This is a genomic window from Collinsella aerofaciens ATCC 25986 (assembly GCF_964237925.1).
Taxonomy (GTDB): Bacteria; Actinomycetota; Coriobacteriia; order Coriobacteriales; family Coriobacteriaceae; genus Collinsella; species Collinsella aerofaciens_BJ.
The window spans coordinates 124,138-140,175 of the sequence record NZ_CAXSKI010000001.1; the positions used below are offsets into that span (position 1 = coordinate 124,138).

Genomic DNA, 16,038 nt, shown 5'->3' on the forward strand with positions numbered 1-16,038 from the left:
TCTATATCGTTCTATCTGTGGACGTTAGATGTCGAACACGTAGCGCGAACCCACGATCTTTTGGCGTCCGAGCAGCAAGGGCCGCTCGTCCTCATCGGTAAAGTACGCCTCCATATAGAAGAGCGGCTCGCCGACCGGCACCTCCAGCAGCGAGGCCGCCTGAGCATCGGCAAGCGCAATCTCCACAGTACAGGGGTCGGACTTGAGCGGCGCGCGGCCCGAATGCTCGGCAACGAGCGCAAAGATGGAATTGTCCGTGAGATCCTTGTCGGCAAGCGTCTGCAGATAGGGATGGTCAGCCAGCACAAAAGCGTTGTTTTCGAGCATGACGGGCACGCCGTCTGCCGTGCGCACGCGCTCGACAACGATGAGCTCGCAGCCGGGTTCCACCCCAAAAAACGCCGCGTCCTCGCGCGTCGCCGCAACCACCGTGCGCGACACCAGGCGTGCTCCGGCCGCCATGTCGTTGGCAGCGCAACCCTCGGAAAAGCTCTGAACATCACCCTTCTGGACAATCTTGCGCTTGAGTTTGGGCGCACACACAAACGTGCCCCTCCCCTGCTGGCGGTTGAGATACCCCGCCCGCGACAGCTCCTCGATGGCGCGGCGCACGGTGATGCGTCCCACGCCGTAGTACTTCGCGAGCTCCATCTCGGAAGGAATGCGCGAGCCGGATGCGTACACGCCACGCGCGATCTCGCCTTTTAGGTCGTCCATTACCTGCTGGTACAGCGGCACGGCGGACACCTCAGTGCGCTCGGTTTTATCGTCGGATGCCATCATTACGCTCCATTCCGTGCATGCTCGGACTCAAACTCTTCAATCGCTGCCATAAACTGCTCGCCAAAGGCATCGGCCTTTTTCTCGCCGATGCCGTTGACCTGGATAAGCTCGTCGCGCGTCTGCGGGCGCAGGCGGCACAGACCGCGCAGGGCCTTGTCGGAGAAGACCATGTACGGCGCTATCTCCAGCTCGGTCGAAATCTCCTTGCGCAGGGCACGCAGGCGCTCGAACAGCTCGACATCGTCACCCACGCGCGGGCGCTGATCCAGCTCGGCCTCCTCGCGCAGCAGATCAACCGCACGGCGGGCACGGGCCGAGGCCTTGCGCTTGGACGCGCGACGCTTAACGGTAAAGGCAAACGCCTCGTCCTCGACCTCGCCGGCGCGCGGGCCCAGCCCCACGACCGGGTACTGCCCCTGCGAGGTAGCCAGATAACCGCGGCCGCACAGCTGGCCGATGATGTCCTTGATGCGCCCGACCGATTCGCTCGACAGCTCACCATAGCCGCGGTCCTCGTCCAGATGCATCTGGCGAATGCGCTCGGTGTTGCCGCCGTGAAGCACGTCGGCGATGAGCGACTTGCCAAAGCGCATGGGTCGCGCGGCCACGTAGCGCACAGCGGCGCGGGCCATATCGGTGACGTCCTCGACCTCGAACTGCGTGAGGCAATTGCTGCAGTTGCCGCAGCCCTCGGCGTCGTCCGTGGCGGTGGTGCCCGCGCCAGCCGCAGCCGCATGCTCGGCCGCGGCCTCGTCGCCAAAGTAGCGCAGCATGTATTCGCGCAGGCAACCGGTGGTATTGCAGTAGCCCTCCATCTGGCTGAGCAGGCGATATCGATTCTGGAGCGCCCACGCGCGCTGCTCGTCGTCGAGCGCCTCGTCGGCAGCATCGCCGCGGTCGATCAGAAAGCGGCACATGCGAAAATCGTTACCGTTCCACAGCAAGTGGCAGCTGGCCGGGTCGCCGTCGCGGCCAGCGCGGCCAGCCTCCTGGTAGTAGGCCTCGATACTCTCGGGCACGTTGTTGTGAATCACGTAGCGCACGTTGGGTTTGTCGATGCCCATGCCAAAGGCGTTGGTGGCAACCATCACCTGGATATCGTCGTCGATAAAGGCGCGCTGGCTTTGGCGGCGGGCGTCGTTGCCCATGCCGGCATGGTAACGGCCAACGCGAATGCCACTGGGGCCCAGCGCCTCGGCAAGCTCACCTGCCAGCGCATCGACGGTCTTGCGGGTCGAGCAATACACGATGCCGCTCTCGCCCGAATGCGCGATCACATAGTCGCGCACCCAGGCGGTCTTGGCTTTGTCGCCCATCTCCTCGCAGCCAAAGTAGAGGTTCTTGCGATCGAAGCCCGTCACCACCGTCGCGGGGTTTTGCAGGCCGAGCATCTGCTGGATGTCCGCACGCACGCGCTCGGTTGCCGTAGCGGTAAAGGCCGCCACAATGGGACGCTGCGGAAGCGATTCGATGAACTCGCGAATCTGCAGGTAGGCGGGGCGAAAATCCTGGCCCCATTGGCTCACGCAGTGCGCCTCGTCAATGGCCACGAGCGGCACGCCGATGCCGCCGTCGGCCGCGGCCTCCTGTGCAAAGGTTAAAAAGCGTGGCTCGAGCAGGCGCTCGGGCGCCACGTACATAAGCTGGTAGCGGCCCTCGCACGCCCGCTTGAGCACGGTGTTTTGCTGAGCCGGGGTAAGGCTGGAGTTGAGATAGCTGGGTCGCGCACCCGCCGCAAGCAGCGCACGGGTCTGGTCCTCCATAAGCGACAGCAGCGGACTCACCACAAAGGTGATGCCGGGCAGCATGAGCGCGGGCACCTGGTAGCAAATGGACTTGCCGGCGCCCGTGGGCATAACGCCCAGCGCATCGCGACCGGCAAGGATCGCATCGACCATGCGGTCCTGTCCCGGGCGAAACGAGGTGTAGCCAAAATAGGCGCCGAGCGTGTCGAGCGCCATCTGCTGCATGCTATCGGTCATGGTTTCCTAACGTTCAAGTCATCTGCCGCCGATTATACGCCGCCACGCGGACCGGTGCCGCGCCGCTGCCGGCCACGGGCGATGCAATCCGAAGGGAACGAGCGCGGATTTTTGGACACTTTCCGGATGAGCGTGGATAATCTCCCACTTTGAGCACGCCGTTGAGCCAAAAACGGGAGATTATCCACGCTCATTCTGCAAATTGCCGCTCTGGCGGGCTTGCGGCGTCGGCCCGTTACGCGGTTTGGTAAAACCGCGTAACTTATATGACCATGACGTAGCGGCTGCCCACGTAGTACTGTTTGCCGAGCAAGACCGGCTCGCCATTGGGACCGGTAAAGCCGGCGCGCAGGTTGAGCAGCGGATCATGCGGGGCAATGCCCAGCTCGGCCGCCTGCTCGGCATTAGCTCGAACGGCCTCGACCGTACGGTAGCCAACCGAGACAATCGGGATTCCGCCAACACGCTCGACCTCGGCAAAAATCGACTTGTCCTCAAGATCGGCCGTCAACAGCTCACGGTAGGCATCAAACGGCACAAAGATGTTCTCCTCAAAGATGGGCTCGCCGTCGGCCGTACGCACGCGCTTGATATGCAGCAGCAGCGCATCCTTCTGCAGGCCAAAGAACTCCATCTCGTTTTGGCGCGCCGGAACGATCTGGCGATCGATCACATGCGCACCGGCCTTCATGCCGTTGTTGGCACACAGCGCGGTAAACGTCTGCAGCGTCGAGGCGTGAAACTGGCGATTGATGTGCGGCGTGGAAACAAAGGTGCCGCGGCCCTGCTGCTTAACCAGGTAGCCATCGGAGCACAACTCCTCGACGGCGCGGCGCACCGTAATTCGGCTCACGTCGTACTGCTCGGCTAGCTCAAGCTCGGACGGAATACGCTCCTTGGGTGCATAAACACCTTTCTCGATCGCATCTTTGATTTCGTCATAAATCTGCTGGTAAAGCGGTGCATTTTTGGGTGCAGGCATATCTGATCACTCTTATCGAAATATCGAAATAACTAATACGTATATAACGTCTAGTTTCATATTATCTCATATTGATAAAACGATACACCATCCCTACCAAAAAGCGACAGCTTCATTTTGGTAGGTTTTATCTGGGCAAACGAAAGTCCCTCGAAAGCAACGGGGCTTTCGAGGGGCTCATGCGGAAGGGTTGCGCCGGGCCGGCAAAATGCCAATACCCTACTTGCCGTCGTCCTGCTGCAGGCTGTCCTGCTCGCTGAGGCGCGCCTGCCTGCTGGCCATGCGCGCGGGCTTGTCGGGATCGGGTACGGCCGTGGGCATGGGCTCGTCGACATGACCGCCCCACCAGCCGCCCACAAAGTTGAGCGTGTGGAACACGTTGATCACGGCACCGGGATCAATGTCGCACACCAGCTTGATAATGTCCTGGCTCTCGTAGGTCGAGACAACGGCGTGCAGCAGGTACATCTTTTCGCGGCTGTATCCGCCGATGACCTCGGCACAGCTAATGCCGTGCTGAAAATGGTCAACATAGGCGGTCATGACCTCGTCTGCCTTGCGCGTCGTGATCTGCAGCGTCACGCGGTCGTAGCGACGATAGAAACTGTCGATGGTCTTGGTCGAAATAAACTGGAACACGATGGAGTACGCCGCATTGTCCCAGCCAAACATAAAGCCAAAGATCGCCAGGATAAAGCAGTTGAAACCAAAGATGACACCCCAGATAGTCTTGCCCGTGTGATTGGAGACCCACAGCGCGATAAAGTCGGTGCCGCCGGTGGATGCGCCGGACTTTAGCGCGATGGCAGCGCCCAGACCCGAGACCACGCCGCCAAAAATGATGAGCATGATCTTGTCGCCCAAAAACGGAGCAAAGTGAAAGATGTTGAGGAACAGCGATGAGAGCACGACCTGCATCATCGAGAAGATGACGAAGCGCTTGCTGATGCCGCTCCAGCATAGGAGCGCCACGGGAATGTTGAGCGCAAGCATACCGAGCGAGATGTCGATGTGGACGCCGCCCAGCGAGGTAACGCGATCGAGTAGGACCGCGACGCCGGTGAGACCGCTCGGAAGCAGGTCGGCGGGTTGAATGAACGCCTGGATCAGAAATGTCTGGAGAACGGCAGAAATGGTGACCGCCACGGCGGTGATGGCGCGGCGGACGATGGTGAGGCGGCCGAGCACGAGCACGCGATCCGTGAGCTGTTCGATGGCGTTCGCCACGTAGGCTCCCTTCGAAGGCAGATGTAGTTGTGGGGCATGCCCGCGATTGTAGCATGGAGCGTGCGGGGGCGCTTCAATTCACCCTCTCTCGACAACCAAAACGGGACCAGCAACCCCCACGACCAAAGGGCTAAATTCCAAGTGAGTAGACTTTTTACGATCTGCCGAGCACACCCAAAACAGCCACCTCTGTGACCTGCGGTTTTACAAAGGAAGATATGCATTGTGCTCAGCCTGCGCCAAAAAGTCTACTCACTTAGCCCGAATCGAAGCCAAACGGATCAAAATCGAAACCAAATTGAGCCAGTCCACCGCAAAAAACGTTTGAACCTGTGCTTCTCGCGGCGGATTGACATTACAAAGCGGCCAAAATGTCGGTCAGATTATCGATAACGGCATCGGCTCGCGATTGGTCGAGGTTGACGCCCTCGTGCGGACGCAGTGCCAGGACGCGGGCGCCGGAGCGCTTGCCGGCCTCGATGCCCAAAGGCGAATCCTCGATAACCAGGCACTCGGTAGGCTCCACCTCCAGCGCCTCCATGGCACGCAGGTAGATCTCGGGGTCGGGCTTAAACGCACTGCACTCGTGACCGCTGATAGTGTAGTCCAGCACGTCGGCAATACCGGCAATCTCCACTAGCTCGTCGATCAGCTCGCGATAGGACGAGCTCGCGATGGCGCACTTCACGCCGCGGTCGTGCAGCTCACGCATCACCGGCTCCGTCTGCTCGTTGAGTAGCTCGGCATACGGAACGGGATGAGCGGGGCAATATCTTTTTTTATATTCCGTGAGCAATTCCTCGCGTAACGTGAGATTGCCAGGAACTAAAGCTTCCCAGATTGCCGGTTCATTAGACCCCGAAAGATCTGGAATTCTATCGTACGTAATGCCATGCTCCTCCATAAACGCCACGCGGCGACGGTTGTAGAACCACTCGGTATCGACCAGCACGCCGTCCATGTCAAACAGCACCGCCTTGATCATACGCATCTCCTCCCACCTGCCAAAAAGGGACAGGTTTATTTTGGTAGGTTTTATCTGGGGTTTTATGACACGACAGACACGCCCTCCCCAGAGCAAAAAAGGGGACGGGGCGCAAACCCCATCCCCTCTCAATCAACCTGTAAGGTCTACTTACTTGTGATTAGTAGGAAAGCTTCCACATGTAGCGACGCATGGTCAGCGGGTGCTGACGAGCCTCGGCGATCTGGTTGCCATACTCGCGCATAACGGCGAGGTGCAGCAGCGGGTTGAAGTAGGTGATGACGCTCGCGGGCACGGCATCAGCCAGGCCGTAGTCCTTGGAGTCAATCAGAGCGACCTTGGCGCCCATGCGCTCAAGGAAGGTGAGGGCGCGGGCGTCCATCGGACGGGTGGCGCCATCGGACATGAAGAAGACGTAGGGCTTACCCTCGGTGGAAACCTCGAACGGGCCGTGGAAGTACTCGCCGGTGTTGTAGGCGGCGGCGTCGATCCACTGCATCTCGGTGAACAGGAAGGCGGCGTGAGAGTAAGCCATCTTCTCGGAGGCGCCGGAAGCCATGAAGTAGATCATCTTGTCGTCCTTGAAGTCCTCGGCGAACTTCTTGGCGAGCTTCTTGCAGTGCTGAGCGGCGTTCTCGCAGAGATCGAAGACGTTGGTGAGGCCGGTGATCATGTCCTCGTAGTGGTCATAGCCCTCGGTCTGCTGAAGGATCTCGACAGCAAGAGCGATGGCATAGCCGGGCTTCTCGCACTTGGCAGCGTAGTTGGCGTGGAAGCCGTGAACGATAACGTGGTCGGCGTCGACGGTCAGAGCGGAGCCAGGCTTGTTGGTGAGGGAGACGACCGGGCAGTTGTGCTTCTTGGCGGTCTTGTTGGCCTCGACGGTCTCGGGCGTGGAGCCACCGAGGGAGCAGGTGATCACGAAGGTGTGCTCGTTGACCCAGGAAGGCGTGTCGTAGTTGAACTCGTTAGCGGTGAAAATCTGAACGTTCAGCTTGTCCGTGTTGTTGGCCAGGAAGTACTTGGCGGGGTAAAGGTCGGACATGGAAGCACCGCAGCCGACGAAGGCGACGCTGTGGATCTCGTGGTTGGACAGGACGTCAGCGACGATCTGCTTAGGGAGGTTAAGGTCGATCTCGTACATCTGACACATTCCTTTCGATTTTTGCGGCGCCACTTTGCCGGACGCACGCAGGGTTACCGTGATTTGGACCGAGTCGTCGGCCCGTTAAGAATGCGACAAAGGGACTGTCCCATTGTCACGTATAGGAATGGAAGCCTGCCTGGGGTATGGGATGCCAGGCAGGCCCCCGGGGAAAGCGGTTAGGCGCTTGGTCGCGACTAGGCCAGGATGCCGGCCGCGAAGAGGGCGATGCCGCCCACGATGGCGGTCACGAATTTATCCATCATTCGCGTCGGGTGTTGCGCTACTCAGCAAACACTAGACAGACGTAATTGGATCCTTCGGGAATGACGGAGTCTGCTGGCTGTAGAGCTTAATCCCCATCCCAAGCAGCTCGCGCGTATCGTTGATTTCCGAATCGTCCAGAAAAACGCTTTGGTCAATCTGCTTCGAACCTTCTTTGTTAAAGGTCGCGCCGTACTGCACTTCAGTAATTGCACCAGTCGCACTGCAAACATCAACTAAGGCCCTAGTTGTACCGAATACCATCATGATGTTTTCTTTTAGCTCAAGAATCTTAGGCATCTTTGCAATGGTTTTCTCCGTTGTAAAGATATTGAGCCTGATCCCCGCAGGTTTTGCCAACTTTAATGCAGCAGACCTCATCTCGTCATTGGCCGCAGCGTCGTCAACGACAATAATTCGTTGTGCGCTGATTTGATTTACCCATGCTGCCAGAACCTGTCCATGAACCAAGCGGTAATCCAAACGAACAAGCTTAATCATAGGTCGTCCTCCTCATCTTCCTGTGCCTTCTGAGCCAAAAGGGCAGCTACATCCTGAATACCCGCCCTGCTCTGAGCAATTATTTCATCAAGCCGCGATTGCGGAAGCGGATCGCTCGACAATGCTATCTCGAGAATCAGAGGGAAGTTCATCCCAGCGATCACACTTACTGAAGCCCTCTTTGACAAGACAGATACCATTGAGTTATTTACGCTGCTGCCCATCATATCCGTCAAAATGTAGACCTTATCGGACGCATCAAAAGAATCGATTAAGGCAATTGTGCGCTCGTCAATTTGGTCCTTATCATCTCTTTTCAATGAAATGACATGGACACGTGATACATCTCCGATAATCATTTCAAGTGTATCGCGGGCTCCAGCGGCAAGCCCACCATGCGATGCAAGAATTATCTGATTCATCATTACCTCCTATCGGTTGTCTACATCATAGACGTTATATACGTGTATGTCTAGATAATATATTTCTTTCCGTTTGCCGGCTATTTCCTACCGTTCACGGCGAACAGACAAGCAAACTGGCATAGGACACCTCCTTGGCTATAATTATATATAACGTCTGTGACGTTTTATACCATTTTGTCTGAAGGGAGAACTGATGACCGGGCGACGTATCGAACTTGCCACCATGAACCATCATTACATGTTTTATGACTTGGACGTTTTTTTTGAAAACGCATCCAAGCTGGGTTATCCGTGCGTTGAGCTGTGGACATCCCCGCAGCATTTTTTTATGGATTACCAGCAAAACGATCCAACGGAACGCGTTTTAGCATTAATGGATAAATTCGGCGTACGTGTTCACGGCATCTGCCCCGAACAATGCAACCCCAAGCCGCACAATATGGCCGCAAAGGATAAGTCAATTCAAAATCGCACCCTTGCATACTTTACCCGTGCGATCGATGTTGCAAAAACGCTTGGAGCAAGCCAGGTGTTAGTTACCAGCGGTTGGGCATACTACGATGAACCGGTAGAACTAGCACGAGAGCGAAGTGCATCTATGCTCAAGAAAGTTGCTCACTATGCAGAGTCGCAAGGCATAAATCTTGCCATTGAAGCACTTCGAGCACCGGAATCGCGAATTGCCAATACTGTTAAGGACCTCGAGTTGTTACTTGAGATGGTTGATGAAACGGCCCTTAAGGTATGCCTCGATATCGGTGCAATGGTCAGCGCTGGAGATACCATACAGGGATATTTCGACGCATTTGGCGCTAATTTGATTCATTCGCATTATGTTGACACAGGAGAACGTTCGCTTCATCTCGCACTCGGTGATGGCAATCGAAATATCGCGGAAGATATTATGACCTTTGAGCGCAACGGCTACACAGGAGTTCTAAGCGTTGAATGCACGGATTCAGAAACACTCACGAATCCAATGGCAGCAGACGCGCGCTCGATGTCTGCCTATTTAGAGGCCTACCGCAGCATTGAGGGCATAGCGGCAGCTGGCTCACGATAATTTGATGACAAGCAGCTTTGAAATGGGCATCAGCGTCAGCTGATGCCCATTTTCTCTGAAAAGACATTACCGTTCTAGCAGACCTCAAAGAGGCATGCAAGGGGGAGTTAACGTTACAGATGGAGACTAGCCAGAGCAGGTTTGTTACCGAAATAGTTGGAGCAGCGCCCGATTCGAAGCAAGTCAATCCGGCATCCAAGCGCCTGGAATACGGCTGTTAGTTCATGCAGACTTAACCCTATTTGCCGGCTTTGGATAGAAATCCGACCGTCTTCCCGATTTCAACCACCATCCGCACACCTCCATCACCTCGAGTACGCCCCAGCCGCTGCAACGCAAAGCCCGCATAGATTAGTCAATCGCGTTCCGCAACGACCAGCGCACTCGCTTCAGCCCAAAAGCCTCCCATGCCTTAGTCCGTTACCCAATATGGAAATTCCTCGCCTCCGCATCGCTTGGCAATCCAATGGCAACGAAGACAAGTATCGAACCGTTTAACGGCAACCGAGATGTACTATAGGCCGTGGAGCAGGGGCTAAGAATTCGCTCAGACACCTCATCGCACCCAAACGCCACACTTCAGTGACCGCTGACAGCAGTCTTCTAACGTTTTAATAAGGCAAATGCCTCGAGGATCTCACGCAAACCAATCTACCCTATATTTGCTCGCGGACAGTTCTAAACACCCACGCAGGAACAATCGCAGACACAAGGGGCAAACATACCCGGAGCCCGCATGTACCCCCTCCCATATTCACATCTCTGCATCCACCTCTTCCAAAAAGGGCGAGCGATCCCGTAAACGGCCTTCATGGGCACCTCTTCCGAAAGGGTTTAACGGTTCCGGAAAAGGTCATCGACCCGCGGGAACGATGGGCAAACCGGACACATATTCTGTCCGAATGGTTAAAAACGGACTCGGAATTTAAACGGCTGAAAAAGGGGCATCGACCTGCGCCGATGCCCCCAATGCGGACACACATTTTGTCCTATAAGCCCGGTTCTCTTGACTAAAGCCTGGATACCCATTAGTCGAAGACGATCAGCGCAGCGATGAGTATTAGGTTAATTTGTCATCACGCCATTGAAAACGACTTTCTATAAACAATGCCAACAAGGCATCAATCCAGAATCACTTTAGACGAAATCAGGGGCACCGACACGGTCGATGCCCCTGATTAAAACATATTATTTTAATCCCTCTTAAAGCAAGGTCTAAGCGAGCACGCCCAAGAAGCTAGCGATAAGGCTCACTGCGATGCCACCGAGCAGGAGAACTGTCAGACTTGCCTTCTTTTTAAGAAGCCAGTAGAACAGCATGGTAACTGCCAGAGGAATCATTGCCGGGAAAATGCCGTCCAAGACATCCTGAATCACTACGGCACCGTCCTGAAATTGCAGAGGAGTCGTAATCCCAACCATGGTGGCAATCATTGCGCCCACGGTCATCAAACCGACTACGCTCGCCATATACATGACACGCTCCATCATGCCGCCACCCTGTAGCTGCTTGACATAATCAGCGCCGAGCGTATATCCGAACTTTCCGCCGAACCAGGTAATGAGGGCTTTAGGAATACCTGAAATCAAAAGAGCCAAAATTGGACCGAGAATTGAACCCTGAGCGGCGAGAGACGCACCAAGACCAAAGGAAATAATTCGAAGGGTTCCCTCGAGCAATGAATCACCGATGCCCGAAAGCGGACCCATGAGCGAAACCTTTAAGCTGTTGATAACTTCAGGGTTAAAGTTCTTCGGATCGCGCGCATACTCTTCCTCCATGGACGCAGCAAGTCCAAGCACAAAGCTATTAAGCTGCTGCGTAATGTTATAAAGAGCGGTGTGGCGATGATAAGCGTCTTTCTTTCGCTGCAGAATCTCGGGATCAGATTCATCCGCATAGATTCGATCAAGAGTAGGGGCGATTGAATACAGGAAGCCCAGATTCATTTGGCCCTCGTAATTCCACGAAGCCTGAATCGCCCATGTTCGCCAAAAGAATTGCCAAAGTCGTTTATTCTCAGAAACGCTTTGCGGTTCAAGGCTTTTAAGCTCAGTAGTTTCGGATGCCTGAGCTCCAACAGTCTGCTCCACCATTTTAATGACCTCCTCGATACCTAGTCGTCGTCCTCAAGCGGATCGTAATCATCTGCCGACTGCGCCGCGAGCTGGCTTCCGCCATCATGAAACTTAATGTCTGAGAGAATAAGTGCGAGCAGAACTGCGAAGATAGCAACTGCAGTCACGTTAATGCTGAGGAAAGCGGCAGCAAAGAATCCAACGAAGAAGAACAGGGCCATCTTCTTCGTGAGCATAATATTAAGCAGCAGAGCCATACCGAGCGCCGTAAGAACATTTCCAGCAAGGCTGAGACCGCTAGTCACCCAATCGGGAATCATGCCCACAATAGCCTGTACGAAATCAGTTCCCACATAGATCGCCAAGAAAATGGGAACGAAATACATCAGCGCATACAGGACATTTCCCCAAATAATGTGCAGATGAAGTGCCTGCTTGAACTTTCCCTGGTCAATGAGAACGTCTGCTTTATGGGAAAACGCCGCGAGCACCATACGTACCGCAAGACCAATTGCCTGGCCAAAGGCAGCTACGGGAACCGCAATAGTCAATGCAGCCTCTGGGCCAGCGCCCGTCAGAATGCAAAACGCCGTAGCAACAATTGATCCCATATTCATATCGGGAATCATTGCAGCACCGACATTAATCAGGCCAATGCTCATCAGTTCCAGCGTTGCGCCAGCCGCCAAAGCGGTAGGAATATCTCCCAATACGATACCGACCATAGTCGCGCCAATAAGAGGTCGTTCAATGCTCAATCGACCCAACATGCGTGAGTCCATGATGCAAATGACACCCACGAGGCCAACGGCTACTGCTGCATAAAGCTGATTCATTACCGTCTCCTTTCCAACTATTCCTAATCACAACATCCTACGTTGCGAAGGACAGCATACAAGTCCGGATCTTGTACCCGTCTGATATAAGTCATCATATACGTCTTATATGTTGTATACACTAATTTTCCAATTAACCAGGACAAACGGTAGATTTTTAGAGGCGAACGGTCAATAGGTGGCTAATTAGTAAAACTTATAGAACTAAACTAATTATGAGTTGACTAATATCTAGATGCGCTATATTGCTCAACTCAATCTTGGTGAAAGGGAAAGGTACGTGCCCTTTACCGGCTCATTACCAGCAGTTTTATGGGTATATAAAAGATACATGCTTGATTGATTAGGCATAAAAGTAGGATACAGGTTAGCCGTATGAGCATTTCGGTCAAGAAGAAACTGGCCCAATACGAGCGCTTGGCGAGCATGCTGCGTGACCGCATCGCCGCCGGCATCTACGCACGCGGAGACAAGCTGCCGTCCGAGATGGAACTCATGGACGAATCAGGGCTGTCGCGCAGCACCGTGCGCCATGCCCTTAAGGTGCTCGTTGATGAGGGTCTGGTTCGCACCGAGCGCGGGCGTGGTGCCTTTGTGGCCGACACGCCGGCACTCCACGAGAACAACCTGGTGTTTTCGAGCTATACCAAGCAGGTCGAAGGCCAGGGAATGAAGCCCACCACGCGCACGGTGGACTCGGGCTTTACCAAGGCGGGCGGCAGCATAGCTAAGTTCTTTGACGCCGCCGTGGGCAGCAAGCTCGTCAAACTTGTCCGTCTGCGTTATCTGGACGATGCGCCGCTGTGCCTGGAGACTACCTATCTACCACCGAGCTTTGAAGCACTCATCGACCGCGATATCAACGGTTCGCTCTACGCCACGCTGCGCCAGGAATTCCATCGCGCGCCGGCACAGGGGCATAAGACCTTTGAAGTGTGCTATGCCTCGCAAAACGAGGCGTTTTTGCTCAACGTTGAGCGCGGGCAGGCGCTGATCCTAATCACCGACTACGTCTACGACACCGACGGCCGCCCGCTCCATGTCTCCAAGCGCATCCAACGCACCGACCGCGCCAAATACACCGAGCCCATCGGCTAACCTGCCAAAATAAACCTGTCCCTAAATGGTAGGTTTGGGGAGGTCGGGGAACCAGGTTGGCTTGGGCTGGTTGGGCGTGCGCTCGGCTAGGACCAGCTCCATCCAACACATGTCGTACCAGCGGCCGAACTTTTGGGCGCAGCGGTCGAAGGCACCCACCAGGCGATATCCCATATGGGCATGGAAATCCTGGCTGTTGTGCGTCAGATACTCGTCGTCCTTATCGTGCGGCACGGCGATGAGCGCGCACATGTTGGTGATGCCCATCGCAATCAGGCATTGCTTGAGCGTATCGTGCAACTTGCGACCCAGCCCGCCATGGCGCACATCGCGTGCCAGGTAGATCGACGTCTCGACCGACCAGTCGTATGCCTCGCGGCTGTTGAGCGGACTCACATAGGCATAGCCTATCGGACGCCCGTCCAGCTCCATCACCAGGTACGGATAGCGCTTGAGCGTACGCTCGATGCGCCCGGCGAACTCCTCAACGCTCGGCACCTCGTATTCGCAGGTAATCGCCGTCTGGCGCACATATGGCTCATAGATGGCAAGCAACGCCGGCGCGTCTTCGGGCGTCGCCAGGCGAATCGTCGGCTCGGACATCTCGGTCATACAACTCTTCTCCCCCAAAAGCAAAGGCCGCCCTGCGCCAAACCCAGCGCAGGGCGGCCCCTCGTCATTACATCAGGCTACAGGACAGCCGCCAGCGCGTCGATGTCCTCCTGCGTCGTGGCCCAGCTGGTGCAAAAGCGCACCACCGTATGAGTATCGTCGTACTTTTCCCAGTACTCGATCGCCGCATGCTCGCGAATGCGGGCCATATCCTCGTTGGGCAGAATCACGAACTGCTGGTTCGTGGGCGTCTCCAAGAAGAACTGGTAGCCGCGCTCGTGCAGCACACGACGAAGCGCCTGAGCGGTCTCAATCGCCTGGCGACCAATCTCAAAATACAGGCCATCGGTAAAAAGAGCCTCGAACTGCACACCCATCAGGCGGCCCTTGGCGAGCAGTGCGCCATGCTGCTTAATACGCGGAATGGGGTGCGCCGGGGCGTGCATGCCACAGAACACCACAGCCTCGCCGCAGAGCGCACCACACTTGGTGCCGCCGATGTAGAACACGTCACACAGCTGCGCCAGCTCGGGCAGGGTAATGTCGCACTCATCGGCCGCCAGCGCATAGGCCAGGCGAGCACCGTCCACAAACAGCGGAATCTCGCGCTTCTGGCACACCGCGTGAATCGCCGCGAGCTCGGCCTTGGAGTACAGCGTGCCGTACTCGGTCGATAGGCTCACATACACGGCACCCGGGAACACCGTGTGCTCGTAGCTCTCGTTTTCGTAGAACACCTGGATATAGTTCTCGAGGTCCTCGGCATGCATCTTGCCCTCGTAGCCGGGGATGGTGAGCACCTTGTGGCCGCCAAACTCGATAGCGCCCGCCTCGTGGCAGGCGACGTGGCCAGTCTCAGCAGCAACGACGCCCTCGTAGGGCGCAAGCAGCATGTCGATCACCGTCGCGTTGGCCTGCGTGCCGCCCACCAGAAAAAACACGTCGGCATCGGGGGCCTGGCAGGCCTCGCGAATAAGTTGCTTGGCGCGCTCGGTGTGCGCATCGGTACCGTAGCCGGGCTGCGGCTCCATGTTGGTGTCGACGAGTGCCTGCAGCACTGCCGGATGTGCGCCGTGGGAGTAGTCGTTGTTAAACGCGAGCATGGCAATCCTCTCTAGCCGGGCACGGGCCCGATGATTCAAACGGGGCTATTGTACGCCGTTGGGATAGGCAACGCGCGCGGCAAGGCACTCAAGCGCCAACACCAGGGCAAAGCCGCAGCTCACGTCGCTCAAAAAGTGAGCTCCGATCACGATACGGCCAAAGGCGACGAGCGCCGCGACCACAGCCGCCGCCCAAAAGATCACGCGGCGACGCGAAGGTTTTTCCTTAAAGGCTGCCGCGGGAAGCCCGGCGAGCATAAGGCCGATCGCCGCGTGCGCCGTGTGTCCGCTCGCGAACGACTTGAACCCGTCCTTGATCACGCCGGCGGCGATATAGGTCCACTTGTCGGGGTTGCCGATCACCCACCACGGCTGAAAATCGAGCCCCGGCGTCACCTCGATCACGCGCATGCGCGGGCGCGACCACAGCGGCTTGACGATCACGTTGAGGATAATGGCCTGAGCGACCCACACGGCAAGTACCATCAACGCCCAGCGCGTGAGCTCGTCGGGCGCGGTCGCGCGCGTGAGGCGATAGACGATAAGGTTAGCGACGATGACCAGCACAAATGTCAGCACCAACTGAGCAGCGATGAGTTTGCCGCCAACCCGCAGGGACGAAACGATCTCGTAGCCGACCAGGCCAACGTTGACGAGGATGCCGAGCACGGCGAGCCATTTGCTCCCCCTGGAGTCGGGACGCACCGCACGCACGAGCATGACGCCCGCGACGCTTGCCGTCAGCTCGAACGGTAGCTCGCCGGCAGCCTCGATAAAGCGGCCGTACATGCTGCCGATATTGAACAGCGCGCTCGAAATCTGATAATCGAAGAAGCTGCCCACGCCCAGACAAAGGCACAGGACAACCGCGATAATGGCGACATCTTTCTTATAGATGTATCCGAACATGCTTTCCTTTCGATGGGGCCGGAATCAACTCGCAACGTGGCGGGA

15 protein-coding genes are annotated in these 16,038 nt (G+C 56.4%); 2 read left to right on the forward strand and 13 right to left on the reverse strand.

From position 1 onward, the window contains the following. Positions 1 to 24: 24 nt before the first annotated feature. From ACESWY_RS00545 to ACESWY_RS00580, 8 genes are all read right to left on the reverse strand, one after another. Positions 25 to 783, reverse strand: coding sequence for a GntR family transcriptional regulator (locus tag ACESWY_RS00545; protein WP_373092824.1), 759 nt, complete (start codon positions 781 to 783; stop codon positions 25 to 27). Beyond that, entirely contained in the window at positions 783 to 2,765 is a 1,983-nt protein-coding gene (locus ACESWY_RS00550) for a RecQ family ATP-dependent DNA helicase (protein ID WP_373092822.1), read from the reverse strand. The genes ACESWY_RS00545 and ACESWY_RS00550 overlap by 1 nt, the downstream gene beginning before the upstream one ends. 262 nt (positions 2,766 to 3,027) lie before the next feature. Next, the gene (locus ACESWY_RS00555) at positions 3,028 to 3,747 is read right to left on the reverse strand and encodes a GntR family transcriptional regulator (RefSeq protein ID WP_373092820.1); all 720 of its coding nucleotides are present in this window, start codon (positions 3,745 to 3,747) and stop codon (positions 3,028 to 3,030) included. 219 nt (positions 3,748 to 3,966) lie between these two features. After that, positions 3,967 to 4,974: a YitT family protein gene (locus ACESWY_RS00560; RefSeq protein WP_118450051.1), complete on the reverse strand. Its 1,008-nt coding sequence runs from the start codon at positions 4,972 to 4,974 to the stop codon at positions 3,967 to 3,969. A gap of 355 nt (positions 4,975 to 5,329) precedes the next feature. Further along, positions 5,330 to 5,959 carry an HAD family hydrolase gene (locus ACESWY_RS00565; protein ID WP_373092817.1) on the reverse strand — a complete coding sequence of 210 codons (630 nt, stop codon included), beginning with the start codon at positions 5,957 to 5,959 and terminating at the stop codon, positions 5,330 to 5,332. Positions 5,960 to 6,119: 160 nt separating this feature from the next. Beyond that, positions 6,120 to 7,103 (reverse strand): SIS domain-containing protein, encoded by a 984-nt coding sequence (locus ACESWY_RS00570; protein WP_373092815.1) that lies wholly within the window; start codon positions 7,101 to 7,103, stop codon positions 6,120 to 6,122. A 297-nt stretch (positions 7,104 to 7,400) separates the two neighbouring features. Next, the gene (locus ACESWY_RS00575) at positions 7,401 to 7,868 is read right to left on the reverse strand and encodes a PTS sugar transporter subunit IIB (RefSeq protein WP_118385297.1); all 468 of its coding nucleotides are present in this window, start codon (positions 7,866 to 7,868) and stop codon (positions 7,401 to 7,403) included. Next, entirely contained in the window at positions 7,865 to 8,290 is a 426-nt protein-coding gene (locus ACESWY_RS00580) for a PTS sugar transporter subunit IIA (RefSeq protein WP_158572433.1), read from the reverse strand. The genes ACESWY_RS00575 and ACESWY_RS00580 overlap by 4 nt, the downstream gene beginning before the upstream one ends. A gap of 196 nt (positions 8,291 to 8,486) precedes the next feature. On the opposite strand from ACESWY_RS00580, the gene ACESWY_RS00585 reads away from it, so the two are divergent. Continuing rightward, the gene (locus ACESWY_RS00585) at positions 8,487 to 9,356 is read left to right on the forward strand and encodes a sugar phosphate isomerase/epimerase family protein (protein ID WP_373092812.1); all 870 of its coding nucleotides are present in this window, start codon (positions 8,487 to 8,489) and stop codon (positions 9,354 to 9,356) included. 1,215 nt (positions 9,357 to 10,571) lie between these two features. On the opposite strand, the gene ACESWY_RS00590 is transcribed toward ACESWY_RS00585, so the two are convergent. Together ACESWY_RS00590 and ACESWY_RS00595 are read right to left on the reverse strand one after the other, a co-directional pair. Further along, a complete protein-coding gene (locus tag ACESWY_RS00590; protein ID WP_373092810.1) occupies positions 10,572 to 11,453 on the reverse strand; it encodes a PTS system mannose/fructose/sorbose family transporter subunit IID in 882 nt (293 codons plus the stop codon). A 20-nt stretch (positions 11,454 to 11,473) separates the two neighbouring features. Continuing rightward, entirely contained in the window at positions 11,474 to 12,271 is a 798-nt protein-coding gene (locus tag ACESWY_RS00595; protein WP_373092808.1) for a PTS mannose/fructose/sorbose/N-acetylgalactosamine transporter subunit IIC, read from the reverse strand. Positions 12,272 to 12,646: 375 nt separating this feature from the next. On the opposite strand from ACESWY_RS00595, the gene ACESWY_RS00600 reads away from it, so the two are divergent. Beyond that, positions 12,647 to 13,369, forward strand: a complete 723-nt coding sequence (locus ACESWY_RS00600; protein WP_373092806.1) for a GntR family transcriptional regulator — start codon at positions 12,647 to 12,649, stop codon at positions 13,367 to 13,369. A gap of 21 nt (positions 13,370 to 13,390) precedes the next feature. Here ACESWY_RS00600 and ACESWY_RS00605 read toward each other — a convergent pair whose 3' ends face one another. From ACESWY_RS00605 to ACESWY_RS00615, 3 genes are all read right to left on the reverse strand, one after another. Beyond that, positions 13,391 to 13,981 carry a GNAT family N-acetyltransferase gene (locus ACESWY_RS00605; protein WP_373092804.1) on the reverse strand — a complete coding sequence of 197 codons (591 nt, stop codon included), beginning with the start codon at positions 13,979 to 13,981 and terminating at the stop codon, positions 13,391 to 13,393. A gap of 77 nt (positions 13,982 to 14,058) precedes the next feature. Beyond that, positions 14,059 to 15,084 carry a threonine aldolase family protein gene (locus tag ACESWY_RS00610; protein WP_118226087.1) on the reverse strand — a complete coding sequence of 342 codons (1,026 nt, stop codon included), beginning with the start codon at positions 15,082 to 15,084 and terminating at the stop codon, positions 14,059 to 14,061. 45 nt (positions 15,085 to 15,129) lie between these two features. After that, positions 15,130 to 15,993 (reverse strand): phosphatase PAP2 family protein, encoded by an 864-nt coding sequence (locus ACESWY_RS00615; protein WP_118226085.1) that lies wholly within the window; start codon positions 15,991 to 15,993, stop codon positions 15,130 to 15,132. Between the last annotated feature and the right edge of the window lie 45 nt (positions 15,994 to 16,038).

What these genes read in the sequence shown, in the direction of transcription:
- ACESWY_RS00605 (WP_373092804.1), bottom strand. Translation starts at nt 13,981, where the DNA reads ATGACCGAGATGTCCGAGCCGACGATTCGCCTGGCGACGCCCGAAGAC.
- ACESWY_RS00590 (WP_373092810.1), bottom strand. Translation starts at nt 11,453, where the DNA reads ATGGTGGAGCAGACTGTTGGAGCTCAGGCATCCGAAACTACTGAGCTT.
- ACESWY_RS00585 (WP_373092812.1), top strand. Translation starts at nt 8,487, where the DNA reads ATGACCGGGCGACGTATCGAACTTGCCACCATGAACCATCATTACATG.
- ACESWY_RS00545 (WP_373092824.1), bottom strand. Translation starts at nt 783, where the DNA reads ATGATGGCATCCGACGATAAAACCGAGCGCACTGAGGTGTCCGCCGTG.
- ACESWY_RS00575 (WP_118385297.1), bottom strand. Translation starts at nt 7,868, where the DNA reads ATGATTAAGCTTGTTCGTTTGGATTACCGCTTGGTTCATGGACAGGTT.
- ACESWY_RS00580 (WP_158572433.1), bottom strand. Translation starts at nt 8,290, where the DNA reads ATGAATCAGATAATTCTTGCATCGCATGGTGGGCTTGCCGCTGGAGCC.
- ACESWY_RS00595 (WP_373092808.1), bottom strand. Translation starts at nt 12,271, where the DNA reads ATGAATCAGCTTTATGCAGCAGTAGCCGTTGGCCTCGTGGGTGTCATT.
- ACESWY_RS00615 (WP_118226085.1), bottom strand. Translation starts at nt 15,993, where the DNA reads ATGTTCGGATACATCTATAAGAAAGATGTCGCCATTATCGCGGTTGTC.
- ACESWY_RS00555 (WP_373092820.1), bottom strand. Translation starts at nt 3,747, where the DNA reads ATGCCTGCACCCAAAAATGCACCGCTTTACCAGCAGATTTATGACGAA.
- ACESWY_RS00565 (WP_373092817.1), bottom strand. Translation starts at nt 5,959, where the DNA reads ATGATCAAGGCGGTGCTGTTTGACATGGACGGCGTGCTGGTCGATACC.
- ACESWY_RS00610 (WP_118226087.1), bottom strand. Translation starts at nt 15,084, where the DNA reads ATGCTCGCGTTTAACAACGACTACTCCCACGGCGCACATCCGGCAGTG.
- ACESWY_RS00550 (WP_373092822.1), bottom strand. Translation starts at nt 2,765, where the DNA reads ATGACCGATAGCATGCAGCAGATGGCGCTCGACACGCTCGGCGCCTAT.
- ACESWY_RS00600 (WP_373092806.1), top strand. Translation starts at nt 12,647, where the DNA reads ATGAGCATTTCGGTCAAGAAGAAACTGGCCCAATACGAGCGCTTGGCG.
- ACESWY_RS00570 (WP_373092815.1), bottom strand. Translation starts at nt 7,103, where the DNA reads ATGTACGAGATCGACCTTAACCTCCCTAAGCAGATCGTCGCTGACGTC.